We start from the raw sequence: 13,348 nt of genomic DNA, 5'->3' as shown, positions 1-13,348 counted from the left end.
AATATAAAAATGAAAAACCGATTTTTCCAATTAGAAGGAAAAATCGGTTTATATTATTATTAAAGAGTAAATATGTTGGTAGTTCACTTCAAAAACTTATATTCATGTCATGTTCTATCCCAAAAGCGTTGCTGAGCGATTGCAGCGACAAAATCATTACTAAAGTTAGAATTATTTGTAGCAAAAACAACACCTGCTAAGTTATTTTTATCGGTCCCTTTTATAAAAGACTGTCCTGTTGAGGCAACACCAATTGGTTTATAATGTTTATATGCGTTACTTACGAAATACTTCATATCTTGTTTAAACTTTGCTTGATTTTCGCTACTTCCTCCAACGACATAAACGCAATCTATAAAATAAGGGCTTGAAGTAAGGAAAGTCTTATTGGCATTGACTGTTGTTCCGTCTGCTCCAGTGACTGTTCCCAGCCTTTCACTGATAATCTCAATAATAACTCCATTTTGCTGTAAGAAATTAAGTACACTTGTTACTTCTTGCCCGTCAAATCCATTACCAATCAAGACACCTACTTTTTGCGTAACTGCATAGCTAGGTGTACTATATTGACTAAGAGAAGGATAACTAGTAGATACAGGTACATGTGAACCACTAGGACGTGCAACTCCAATATTATCAGCAACAATATAAGCCAAGTCTTGATCTACATTGACCAACAAGTCGACATTTTGCTGGCGGACTGATTCACTTTTTACTTTACCGAGCTGATAGCTGAATGCTTCTATCGTGTGTTGTTTTTCAATAGGCGTCAAACTATTCCAAAAAATTCTAGTTTGTGAAAAGAAATCATTAAAGGATTTGCTTAGGGCTCTTACTACGTACCCTTCCACTTTTTTTGGATAATGCTCATACCCTCCTTCTTCAGGAGGTGTTTCGTAAGGAGTATTATTCGCTAATGAATTTAAATGATAGTTCACCTCATCTACATCAATTCGAAATCTCATAGGACCACGTCGCTGATTATTATGAAATGGGCAAATTGGTTTGTTGATCGGTAATTCTTGAAAATTCGTTCCAATTCGATGCACTTGTGCCATATGATAGGCAACTAATCTTCCTTGTAACACGGGATCATTAGAAAAATCAATTCCCGGTACGACATTTGCAGGGTTAAATGCAACCTGTTCTGATTCGGTATGGTAATTATCAATATTTCTATTTAATGTCATCTTCCCTACTAATTGAACAGGGATTAGTTCTTCTGGCCAAAACTTAGCAGGATCAAGAATATCAAAGTCGTATTTAAATTCATCCTCAAGCGGAATTAACTGCACACCTAGCTCATATTCTGGATAAAACCCCGTGTCAATTGCTTCTCTTAAATCTTTCCTGTGAAAGTCCGGATCCAGCCCGCCAATTTTCAGTGCTTCATCCTGCAGGAAGGAATGGACACCTAGAACAGGTTTCCAAACAAAACGCACAAAGGTTGCTACACCTTCTTCATTGACAAATAAATACGTATTTATAGACCATGATTCCATCATTCGATAACTTCTTATAATTCCACGGTCAGACATGATCCATGTCACCATATGAATCGATTCCTGATTGTTTGCTACATAGTCCCAAAAACGGTCATGTGCACCGGTAGCAGTTGGTATATCATCATCCGACTTCGCTTGATACGCATGCATTACATCCGGAAACTTCATTGGATCTTGATTTATTAATACAGGCATTGCGATTGTTGTCAGGTCATAATTTCCTTGCTCTGTATAAAACTTTACGCCCTGACATCGTAAATCCCTAGCCGTATCATAGGAACCCCTTGGCCCTTGCACGGTTGAAAAACGGATAGTTAGCGGCGTCTTTTTCCCAGGTTCCTCTAAAAAGCAGGCTCTAGTCACATGTTTCATCGACTGATAACATTCAAACTCCCCGTAGGCACTATAACCTCTTGCATGGACAGTTCTTTCGGGGGCTTCTTCCTGTACAAAGTGTGTCATCTTTTCAAAGTAGTGCCAATCTTGATGTAATGTTGGTCCACGTACACCGGCTTTTAATATTTCCCGATCATTTGATATTGTTCTTCCTTGATTCGTCGTTAGTGGTTTTCCTTTATTTTGTACACGGAATCGGTTTAACTGTTCATTTTTACTATTTCCACCTTTTGGTGATGATTTATCATCCACAATTATCACCTACCCAATCCTTTATTCTCTACACTTTTTAAGCATATGCTTATTGCCCTAAATTATGCATTGCGTATGGGCTGCTCCTTTTATAGAAAAAAGTTTCTTACATATAACGAAATATAAAAGGCAATACTTTGAATATGAATTGGAAGTGGAGGAAAAATAATTTGACTACAAAAGATCAGACGTTATCGATTTTCGCACTTGGTGGTGTAAACGAAATCGGAAAAAATATGTATGTATTACAGTCTGCAGATGATATTGTGGTAATTGACTGCGGCTCAAAATTTCCAGATGAAACACTATTAGGAATAGACTTGATCATCCAAGATATCTCTTATTTACAAGAAAACAAGGAAAAGCTTCGAGCAATGATTGTAACGCATGGACATGAAGATCATATTGGAGGTATCCCTTACTTCCTAAAACAATTAGATATACCTATTTATGCTACAAATTTAACGTTGGGGCTTATTGAGATTAAGCTAAAAGAGCATGGTCTTCTTAGACAAACGCAGCTAGTGATGATAAATGCAGATTCAAAACTGAGCTTTGGTACAATCGAGACTACATTTTTTAAAACGAGTCACAGTATCCCCGACTGTTTAGGGATAGCATTCCATACACCACTGGGTACAGTCGTACATACGGGTGACTTTAAGTTTGATTGGACACCTGTTGATGAACAAGCACCAGACATTCATAAAATGGCAGAGCTCGGTGAAAAAGGGGTGTTACTGCTCTTATCTGAAAGTACAAATGCAGAAAGGCCAGGTTCCACCCCTTCCGAACTAAAAGTAGCAGATCATATTGAAGAATCATTTAGACGTGCTACCCGTAAAGTTTTCATCACAACATTTGCCTCCAATGTCCATCGAGTTCAACAAATTATAAATGCTGCGATTAAAACAAATCGAAAGATTGCCTTACTAGGACGTAGTATGATCAATGTCGTCGCTGTAGCAATAGAAAGAGGTTATTTAGAAGCTCCAGAAGGATTATTCATAGAAGCTAGTGAAGTAAGTTTAATGGAACCTGAGAACGTCGTTATTCTTTGTACAGGAAGCCAAGGAGAACCAATGGCTGCACTAGCACGTTTAGCAAGCTCTAATTTTCGAGGAGTAGACGTTCTTCCAGACGATACGGTTATTTTTGCTGCGAGCCCTATACCTGGGAACGAGCGAGGTGTTTCTCGCATCATCGATAATTTATTTCTTCTTGGCGCAAAGGTAATCTATGGTTCTGGTAATGTAACAGGCCTTCATGTATCGGGACATGCCTGCCAGGAAGAGTTAAAGCTTATGCTTACTTTGATGAAGCCTAAATACTTTGTACCAATCCATGGGGAGTATCGAATGCTTCACCAGCACCGGTTATTAGCACAATCGGTTGGAGTGAAAGAAGAGAATATTTTTATAGTAAATAATGGAGATGTCGTAGATATAATGGATAGCACAGCTATTCAAACACGCAGCGTGGAAGCAGGTAACGTTTTCGTAGATGGATTTGGAATTGGGGACGTTGGAGAAATTATTTTACGTGATCGGAAATTACTGTCGGAAGATGGAATGTTAGTCATTGTCACAACCCTTAGTAAATCACAAGGCAAAATCATTTCTGGTCCAGATACTATTTCACGCGGATTTGTGTATGGACCAGAATCTGGCGAGCTTATAAGTGAGGTAAATCAAACCGTACGTGCAACCATTAGTAAAATGAAAGACAAGAATAGGAATCAGCGTGTATTAAAACAAAATATAAAAAAGTCGGTTGAACAACTTTTATATTCTCGTACAAAACGCAAACCGATGATCCTACCTATAATGATAGAAGTCTAACATCCGCTGGAGGACGATTATGGATGACTTTGAGACAGCTTTAATGGATGCAGGATACAAAAAATATTATGGGAAAGAAGTAGATGTCTTTTTTCACCCTCTAAAATGTACACATGCAGCCAATTGCATAAAATATTTACCTTCATCCTTTAATGTAAATAGAAAACCGTGGATATTTCCTGATGCAGCACTTAAAGAAGATGTTAAAAGAGTCATTACTACCTGTCCTAGTGGTGCATTGTTATTTAGCGAGAAAAAACGCCCCATTACTATAAGGTAAAATGCGACTGCTCCGGTGGCAGTCGCATTTTTAATCGATAGCTCCCCGACTCCTTTCTCGTTTTTAAGTTCCCAATAATTGCGCTAATCTTGCTGAAAATTCATGACATAAGTATAGATATTTCTTTTAAAGCCTATTCTATAAAATGAATCTCCTGTCTAGGAAGATTTTATTCCATTAGTTGAATTGATCCATGATTTAAAGCCATTCAACATAGGAAAACTAAGCAACAAATGAGAGGAGCCTACTATTCAAGATGAAATTTAAACTACCTTTCAATAAAAAACAAACTCCAGTAAAAATAGAAACAACTAAAGAACATGTAGGCATGATTTCTCCTTTAAAAAGTAATTTTATTCAGTCAATAAAAAATGCCACACATGATCCATCTGATTTAATCGTTAAATCTATTCCGCCAAACATTACCCTTATCTATATAGATAATTTAGTAAATGGGCAGACTTTGAATGATCATATCATATCTAATTTACAGGACAAATTAATAGAATCACCAGAAACCATTATGAGCTTTCTTACCGTACCCCAGGTAAGTAGCTCTAATCAATTAGATGAAATAATAGAATCAATCGTAATTGGGTGTGTCCTTATCCATTTGGATGGGTTTTCACAAATCATTTTAGCAAATATCGCCACCCGAGAGTCGAGAAGTTTGTCGGCTCCGGAAAATGAATCACAAGTAATTGGAGCACAGGTCGGTTTTAATGAAAGTCTTTCAACAAATATTTCGTTAGTCCGTCGTTATATAGTGAGTCCTGATCTTTGTAATGAGGAAATTAAAGTTGGAAAGCGTACAAATACCTCTATCTCGCTTCTATATATGAACGGCATTGCCTCAGATCAAATGGTTAATACGCTACGTCAAAGAGTCAAAGATCTAGATATAGATGCATTAATTGATAGTGCAGTACTAGCAGAAATGATTGACGATAACTCGATGTCCGTTTTCCCGCAAATGCTACTAACTGAAAGACCTGACAGGTTTTGCGATAGTCTTTTGAACGGGAAATTGGGTCTCCTAGTAGATGGCAGTTCAATGGCAATTGTTTGCCCTCAATCGTTTACGCAATTTTTTCAAAGTCGAGAAGATCAAAACCTGCGATGGCAAATTGCTACGTTTGTAAGATTATTACGATTTGCTGCATTCTTTATTTCCATCTATTTAACACCGTTTTATGTAGGAGCATTAACCTTTCATTACGAAGTAATTCCTCAGGCCTTCTTGGTGCCTTTAAGTGAGTCTAGGGCTCTAGTACCTTTTCCACCCGTATTTGAAGCATTACTTCTTGAATTTATCATTGAGTTGCTTAGAGAGGCTGGGGCACGATTACCAACAAAGATTGGACAAACCATTGGTATCGTAGGTGGTATCGTAATAGGTACTGCTGCTGTTCAAGCTGGAATTACAAGTAATATATTACTTATCATTATTGCCTTAAGTGCCTTGGCCTCCTTTACTTCACCAAGTTATATGATGGGAAATGTGATACGACTTATTCGGTTCCCAATTATTATATTAGCTGGATATTGGGGCTTTTATGGAATTATGCTCGCCTTTTGTTTTATACTCATTCATCTCTTACGTCAATCTAGCTTGGGTGCTCCTTATATGGCCCCTTTTTATCCCCCTAGGTTGAAAAATATGCGAGATAGCATTATTAGAATGCCTTTACCACTTACAGCAAAAAGACCTATCATTACAAGACCTGCTGATGAAGATAAGCATCAACCAGAACCTATAAATCCTGAAAAAAGTTGAACTGAAGGTGAAATGAATGAACAATCCTATACGACTTAGCCCTAAAGAGATGATTAATGCTTATTTGCTATTTTTTGTAATTCACAGTGCTCAAGTTGGAGTAGGAATACAGGGTTTTCAACGTATTGTGTATCAAGATGCAAGACATGACGCCTGGATCTCAGTTCTCCTAGCGGGTCTTGCTTCTCATGTCGTCGCTTTTTGTATGATTAAAACACTAGAAATATACGGTTCTAATGATCTGTATGGAATCCATCAAGATATTTACGGAAAATGGTTAGGAAATTTTTTAAACGCCATTTATGTAGTCTATTGTTTCGTTGGATTCTTCTCTGTTTTAAGAAATTACATTGAAGTTATTCAAGCATGGATTTTTCCAGGTCTAAGCACATGGTTTCTTTCGGCTACATTACTAATTATTATTATGTATGCGTTTACAGGGGGACTTCGCGTTATTGTAGGTGTTTCCTTTTTTAGCGTCATCCTCGCTTTATGGATTTTTCCTATGCTCGTATTTCCAATGAAGTTTACGACTGCAGAAAGTCTATTCCCTATTTTAGATACAAATTTTGTCTCCATTTTAAAAGGAGCCCAATCTATGACTTTTACCATTATTGGCTTCGAAATTCTAAATGTGATTTATCCATTCATAAAAGACAAAAAAAATGTAAAAAGGCATGTTCATCTAGGATTATTAGCATCAACAATAATCTATTTATCTGTGATGATGGTTTCGATTACTTATTACAGCGAGGGAAAACTACTTAGAACAATCTGGGCGACCTTAACATTATTCAGTTTTATTAGTTTTCCTTTTATGGAGCGATTTGAGTTTGTTGCTGTTTGTTTTTGGATGTTGATTATATTACCAAATCTTTGTCTTTATTTATGGTCTGCTTACCGTGGGGTAAAACGATTAGTTAAAATAAGCGAAATGAAATTCGTTTGGATTTTCTCTGTTCTGATGCTCATTGCCACACTACTAGTTCAAACTCGTACCCAGATAAATACGATTAACACTCAATTTGGACAGGTAGCTTTTTATATCGTATTCGTGTATCCAATTTTCCTATTTATCATCACCTCGCTAAAAAAGAAACTCACATCACAGAAGGAGAAAAAAAATGAGAAAGTTTAGTTCCTATTTCATTCTTCTTTTTTTATTTGGTTTGTTAGCTGGTTGTACGGAAACTAATATTCTCGACAGGATCGGGTTAACTACCTTGGTTGGCTACGATAAAGGGACAGAGGAAAAAGTATCGACTACCGCGGTTATTCGCGAAGTAAACCCTGAATTTCAAAGCAATGTGGAAGTCATTACCACAGAGAACGAAACTAGTAAAGGTAATCGAATGAAAACAAATCGAAAGTTATCAAAAAAAGTAACGGTAGGTCAAATGAGGGTCATTTTGTTTGGCGACGAGTTGGCTAAAGATAATCTCCAATCTTACATTGATATGCAGTTAGAAAATGCTGATGTTAGTAATAGCCTCTTTATGGGCGTGGTAGAAGGAGAAACAACTCCCTTACTTACATACGACTACAAGAATATTGATGATATAGGCCAACATATCTATAAGTTAATAGAACAAAACGTGAAACAAGAATATATGATTTCCCCTACCCTTCATGAAATTGCACATGATTATTATTCAGTTGGAAAAGATTTTGCAATGCCAATTTTAAAAAGGGATGAAGAACTTGTCGCATTAAGTGGAATCGCCCTATTTAAAGAAGGCAAAATGGTAGGTACTCTTCCTGTTCAAGATAGCTTTTACGTAAAGGTTGTTAGAGATAGTTTCAAGGCAGGAATATTCGAAGCTATCCTAAAGGAAGAGGATTTCTCCTCTGAATTAGTTGAAAACGCCCCTAGCAAGATCCCTATAGCATTAGATGCTATACATTCAAAAAGGGAATTGAAATTAGTCAATGCTTCCACACCAGAATTTGATTTGAGTCTAAAATTGAAAGGCAGATTATTAGAAATTAATCCGGATGTTAATTTAGGTGATCCCAAAATAGTTGCCAAGCTTGAAAAAGCGATTAGTAAAAACCTCTCTAGGGAAATATCCAGGGTGATTGCTCATACCCAAGAAGTCGATTCAGATATATTTGGGTTTGGAATGAAATATAGAAGCTCAGTTAGAAACTCAAATCTAACAAAAGAAAAATGGCATACAAAGTATAACAATATGAAAGTAAACGTTAAGGTAGATTTTGTTATATTAAGAAATGGAGTTTTTGAGTAGGGACGAGTGTAAGGCAACTAGTAATTCCCTATCCAGTTCAATTAACATTATTTAATGGTTGACCTGTCATAACAGATAAGAAATTATGAAAGAACCTCCCATAATTGATATCAAATGCAATTCGGTGGGTCTTTTCGCCGTTTTGTTTCTCATATTGACGAGTTTCTGCAATACTTTGACCTCTTGCAGGCCCATCTAGTTCATCAACAACTGTAACTGGATATTTTTCATAGCTGAACATCTCAGGAAGAATCGTTGCCATGAGGGTTAGCGCATCATGCACAGGACTTCCCTCTAAAGATGGGTCTCTTTCTTTATAAAAACGTGTATAGTATTCCATTAATGGCTTGAGGATTTTTGTTTTCCCAAATTGATCTATATAGTCAACCATTCCAGGTGTTACAATTGCTTTTTGGGTAGCATTTAAAGGGATAATCGTGACATTATTTGCATACGTCAAGACAATATTTACGGCAAAAGGATCCCCATGAAAGTTAGCTTCAGCTACCGTTGTGACATTTCCAGGTATCCAAAAGGCCCCACCCATAATATAAAATTCTTTCACACTCTTCATTAACTCCTTGTAAAGGATAAACATTGTGGCAAGAGATGTTAGTCGACCGATATTAACAATTACTAGCTCATCCTTATATTGTTCAATTATATTCACGATTTCTAAAAAGTTTTCTATTTTTATTTCATGATTATCATCTGGTATGATTGGTCCAAGTCCGTGCTCTCCATGAATCTCGGGATAAAAAGTAGGCTGTTCACCGGTTAATGGCACCTCTGCCCCTCGTATTACAGGGATTACCTTAGGGAAATTAAACAATCTGATTAAATAATGGATATTTGACACGGCATCTTCCCTTGATACATTCCCGTAATCTGCAACTATACCAACAATTTCTACTTCCTCATTTAAGCTTGCGTATATTAATGCAACGGTATCATCAATCCCGATGTCCCCGAATAAAAGCACTTTTTTTACCAAGGAAATCCCCCTTTTCATTTCCAATCAATATCCTTATATTATGGTTGCAAGGCTCGATACGACACTTCGGTAAATAATCCACTATGTTTTGATGAGTGACTAATGTAAACTAAAAAGGAAGTTATTTTTACAAATCAGCTATCAGCAAAGGGGAAAAACATGTTAACAAGCAAAGAATTGGAAGATATTGAAAGGCTTCAAAAGGAATGTGAAGCATATGACCATATTCAATTGAAATTGAATTGGGAAATGTTAAGAAATCGAGGAGCGTCTAGGCTTGATCTACTCCATTATGAACAAGAAGAGCTTGTCGCTTTTTTAGGTTTGTATCCTTTTGGATCCACAGTCGAAGTATGTGGAATGGTGAAACCCCAAGAACGACGAAAAAAACATTTCACTAGATTATTTCAGGAAGGTATGGCTCTTGCAAAAGAAAAATCATTTAGCAAAATCTTATTAAATACTCCATCAAGTTCTATAGCTGCCAAAGCTTTTTTGGGTGAACAAGGGGCTATTTACGGATTCACCGAACATCAAATGCAGTGGCAAGAACAAATGTTGAAAGAAGTAGAAGGCTTTAAATTGCGTCCTGCTACAACAACGGATTCAGATATGCGTGTCCGCTTATCTATGGAAGCATTCGGTTTATCAGAGGAAGATGCAAAAGCTACCGAAAGTAGAATAAACGGGGATGCCAACAACGCTATGTTTATGATAGAGGTAAATGATGAAACAGTAGGAAACATTCGGATAAAGAGCGAAAATGGCGAGGCTTGGATTTATGGATTTGCAATCCTACCTGAGTACCAAGGTAAGGGCATTGGTCGAAAAGTATTGCAAAAGGTAGTCAAGAAACAATCTGGAATGGGATATTCTGTTCATTTAGAAGTAGAAACTAAAAATGCTCATGCACTTGGCCTGTACGAATCGATCGGTTTTAAAGTAGTTCATGCCCAAGATTACTATACATACAACTTCCATTGAGCATCTATGCAAATATAACCTTGATAAATTTTTCTAATCGAATAATTTATCAAGGTTATTCATCTCTTATTTTTAGATTTTTTGGGAGTTCCAATCCCCTCTTAGCATTCCGTAAACGATATGATCAACATAATGGTCGTATAGCCATTCTGCCTGACGTACACACCCTTCTTCTGTGAAACCAAGCCTTTCAGGTATTGCCCTACTTTTTTTATTATCAACTGCTGCACGTATTTCCACTCTATTTAAATTCAAATCATTCAGTGCATAATTGACAAAGGCTTGGACAGATTTTGTCATTAACCCTGCTCCAACATAGTCATTCCCGAGCCAATAACCAATACTCGTGGATTTATTATTCCAATCAATTTTATGGAAACCAATGACCCCTGCAATTTTGTCCCCATACCAGATACCTGCTTGAAATCCATTGTTTTCACTATATTGTTTCATCGTTGATTGGATAAAACTTTTTGTATCATTCACTTCCCTCGTATAATCGATGAATGGTAACCATTCCCTAAGTGTATCTTTTGACTTCACTGTTAAATCGAACAAATGTTCACTGTCCCGTAAATCGAGCATTTTTAACTTTAACTTATCGTCAATATTATATGTAAACATGAAATCTACCTCTTTCTTCTATGTTTTAGTTATTATAACAAATCTTCTGATAGATGACATCTAATAGTTAGTTTACATAATAATATTATTGTAAAGTTCATTGAATATCTCTTACATTTGATTTTTCTCTTTTTGATTCTTATGTAATGTGTGATTAGTTCCCCATTCATGCATCGCATTCAGAATTGGTTCTAGGCTCCTTCCATATTCCGTAATAGAGTATTCGACTTTGGGTGGGACCTGAGGGTATACTACACGCTTAATTATATCTTCTTCCTCCAAGTCTCTTAACTGATTGGTTAACATCTTTTGTGTGATTCCAGGAATACTTCTTTTTAGCTCATTAAATCTCTGTGTACCATGCTTTAATAAGTGTAATAATATGACTGGTTTCCACTTACCAACTAATATACCTAAAGCATCTTCCACACGACATAATTCGGGTTCTATTTCCATAATCATCTCTCCTTAGTATCCTTTTGTATATTATACCACTTAAAAGTGCGTACTTATTAATAGGAGAATTATAGGTATAATAGTATAGGGACATGAAACGGAACAACTTTATATATAGAAAGGCTGATTAATGTGGAGAAATATAGAATCGACGAAAGCAAAGGACTAGAATTTGGTCTTTATACATTGGGAGATCATATCCCAAATCCCAGTACAGGAAAGTCTATAACAGCAAAACAACGGATTCACGAAATTATAGAGTTGTCTAAACTGGCTGAACAAGCAGGGATTGATGTTTTTAGTGTGGGAGAAAGTCATCAAGAATACTTTGCCACTCAGGCACATTCAGTTGTTTTATCAGCCATTGCCCAAGCGACAGAAAAGATAAAAATCTCCAGTTCATCTACCATTATTAGTACGTCGGACCCTGTTCGAGTGTTTGAAGACTTTGCAACAATCGATTTGATTTCAGACGGTCGTGCTGAAATCGTTGCTGGTCGTGCGTCTCGTATAGGACTTTTCGACTTATTGGGCTATAAAGTTCGTGATTATGAAGCGTTATTTGAAGAAAAATTTGAATTGTTACTAAAACTTAACGAAGATGAAGTTATCAACTGGAGCGGAGAATTTCGGGAGCCATTAAGAAATGCTAAGATTTTGCCAAGACCTAAGAATGGGCAACTCCCAATTTGGCGTGCTGTAGGTGGTACTCCTGCTAGCGCCATAAAAGCAGGTTTTGCAGGAGTTCCTATGATGCTCGCTGCTTTAGGTGGACCTGCAAGTATCTTTAAAAATACAATCGATGCATACAGGGAAGCTGCTCAGAGTGCTGGTTACGATCCAGCAACATTACCAGTTGGAACGACAGGCTTTTTCTATGTAGCTGAAACAACGCAAGAAGCAATGAGAGAAATGTACCCCTATATTAATGAAGGAATGAAATTAACAAACGGACAAGGCTTCCCAAAACAAGCATTCGCCCAAGCAATAGATAAACGTAGCGTTTTAAATGTCGGAAGCCCTCAAGAAGTTATTGAAAAAATATTGTATCAGCATGAGTTATTTGGTCATCATCGTTATTTAGCACAAATGGATTTCGGGGGGATGCCCTTTGATAAATTAGCGAAGAACATCGAGTTAATCGGCTCAGAAATCCTACCAGCAATTAGAAAATACACGAAGAAAAGATAGGAGGATTAAACGTGAAAATTGTCGGCATATCTGGGTCCATCATTGGTTCAAAAACAAGAACGGCAATGGATTATCTATCCAAAGAGATTTCGGAAAAACATCCAGAAGCAACTTATACGCTTATCGACTTAGCCGAATATAATGTTCAGTTTAGTGATGGGCGCAATTACTTAGAATACGAAGGTGATACTGGATTTGTAACAAAACAGATTATGGAAGCTGATGCTATCGTGATTGGAACACCCATTTTTCAAGCATCTGTTCCAGGCACCCTAAAAAACATTTTCGATTTACTGCCAGTTCATGCTTTGCGCGACAAAGTGGTTAGTATCTTAGTCACTGCAGGATCACCTAAGCATTTTTTGGTAGCAGAGCAACATCTAAAACCAATTTTGGCATATATGAAGGGTCAAATTGTTCAGACGATTGTCTTTATTGAAGAAAAGGATTTTAATCGTAAGGAAATTATTAATGATGATATATTTTTCAGAATAGAACGCTTAGTAGAAGATACTGTTCTACTAACGGAAACTTTTACAAAGCTGCGAGAGCTAAAGGAAGCTAAATATGATTTCTAATAAGGAAAACGCAAGCGCCTTTTAAGACCAAGAACTGTATCTATCGTTTTCTTTTAGATAGACTTATGCTATATGATAACCGATTGTATTTAAAGAGATGTTATTCATGTCTGAAGTCATGAATAACATCTCTTTTTTCCGTAGTTCTCAGTTGTTTGTCCGTCATCAACTACAACTTTAGGCAGGGCTTTGGCGTCTATCATTAAACAATGAGAATAGAA

The 13,348-nt window shown here is 36.8% G+C and carries 12 protein-coding genes; 8 read left to right on the top strand and 4 right to left on the bottom strand.

Features of this window, described 5'->3' with window-relative positions:
- Positions 1 to 107: 107 nt before the first annotated feature.
- A complete protein-coding gene (locus FS486_RS03090; protein WP_260858003.1) occupies positions 108 to 2,153 on the bottom strand; it encodes a catalase in 2,046 nt (681 codons plus the stop codon).
- Between the two features lie 170 nt (positions 2,154 to 2,323).
- On the opposite strand from FS486_RS03090, the gene FS486_RS03085 reads away from it, so the two are divergent.
- The 5 genes from FS486_RS03085 to FS486_RS03065 all read left to right on the top strand — a co-directional run bounded on the left by FS486_RS03085 (position 2,324) and on the right by FS486_RS03065 (position 8,300).
- Entirely contained in the window at positions 2,324 to 3,994 is a 1,671-nt protein-coding gene (locus FS486_RS03085) for a ribonuclease J (RefSeq protein ID WP_260858002.1), read from the top strand.
- A 19-nt stretch (positions 3,995 to 4,013) separates the two neighbouring features.
- The gene (locus tag FS486_RS03080; RefSeq protein WP_144509796.1) at positions 4,014 to 4,274 is read left to right on the top strand and encodes a (4Fe-4S)-binding protein; all 261 of its coding nucleotides are present in this window, start codon (positions 4,014 to 4,016) and stop codon (positions 4,272 to 4,274) included.
- 256 nt (positions 4,275 to 4,530) lie between these two features.
- Positions 4,531 to 6,051, top strand: coding sequence for a spore germination protein (locus FS486_RS03075; protein WP_144509795.1), 1,521 nt, complete (start codon positions 4,531 to 4,533; stop codon positions 6,049 to 6,051).
- A gap of 16 nt (positions 6,052 to 6,067) precedes the next feature.
- Entirely contained in the window at positions 6,068 to 7,189 is a 1,122-nt protein-coding gene (locus FS486_RS03070; RefSeq protein ID WP_144509794.1) for a GerAB/ArcD/ProY family transporter, read from the top strand.
- The gene (locus FS486_RS03065) at positions 7,176 to 8,300 is read left to right on the top strand and encodes a Ger(x)C family spore germination protein (RefSeq protein WP_144509793.1); all 1,125 of its coding nucleotides are present in this window, start codon (positions 7,176 to 7,178) and stop codon (positions 8,298 to 8,300) included. The genes FS486_RS03070 and FS486_RS03065 overlap by 14 nt, the downstream gene beginning before the upstream one ends.
- 37 nt (positions 8,301 to 8,337) lie before the next feature.
- Here FS486_RS03065 and FS486_RS03060 read toward each other — a convergent pair whose 3' ends face one another.
- Positions 8,338 to 9,294, bottom strand: coding sequence for a nucleoside hydrolase (locus FS486_RS03060; RefSeq protein ID WP_144509792.1), 957 nt, complete (start codon positions 9,292 to 9,294; stop codon positions 8,338 to 8,340).
- Between the two features lie 159 nt (positions 9,295 to 9,453).
- Here FS486_RS03060 and FS486_RS03055 point away from each other — a divergent pair, with 159 nt between their 5' ends.
- Entirely contained in the window at positions 9,454 to 10,278 is an 825-nt protein-coding gene (locus tag FS486_RS03055) for a GNAT family N-acetyltransferase (protein ID WP_144509791.1), read from the top strand.
- 72 nt (positions 10,279 to 10,350) lie between these two features.
- On the opposite strand, the gene FS486_RS03050 is transcribed toward FS486_RS03055, so the two are convergent.
- On the bottom strand, positions 10,351 to 10,902 hold the full coding sequence (locus FS486_RS03050; RefSeq protein WP_144509790.1) for a GNAT family N-acetyltransferase: 552 nt from the start codon (positions 10,900 to 10,902) through the stop codon (positions 10,351 to 10,353).
- Positions 10,903 to 11,013: 111 nt separating this feature from the next.
- Positions 11,014 to 11,358, bottom strand: coding sequence for a winged helix-turn-helix transcriptional regulator (locus tag FS486_RS03045; RefSeq protein WP_144509789.1), 345 nt, complete (start codon positions 11,356 to 11,358; stop codon positions 11,014 to 11,016).
- Between the two features lie 132 nt (positions 11,359 to 11,490).
- Between FS486_RS03045 and FS486_RS03040 the strand changes: the two genes are divergently transcribed.
- Together FS486_RS03040 and FS486_RS03035 are read left to right on the top strand one after the other, a co-directional pair.
- Positions 11,491 to 12,549: an LLM class flavin-dependent oxidoreductase gene (locus tag FS486_RS03040; RefSeq protein ID WP_144509788.1), complete on the top strand. Its 1,059-nt coding sequence runs from the start codon at positions 11,491 to 11,493 to the stop codon at positions 12,547 to 12,549.
- Positions 12,550 to 12,560: 11 nt separating this feature from the next.
- A complete protein-coding gene (locus FS486_RS03035) occupies positions 12,561 to 13,127 on the top strand; it encodes an NADPH-dependent FMN reductase (RefSeq protein WP_144509787.1) in 567 nt (188 codons plus the stop codon).
- Positions 13,128 to 13,348: the final 221 nt, after the last annotated feature.

The organism is Bacillus sp. FJAT-22090 (assembly GCF_007676755.1).
Classification (GTDB): Bacteria; Bacillota; Bacilli; order Bacillales_A; family Planococcaceae; genus Psychrobacillus.
Note: the sequence above shows the minus strand (reverse complement) of the source record. Positions and strands in the feature narration are given on the sequence as shown.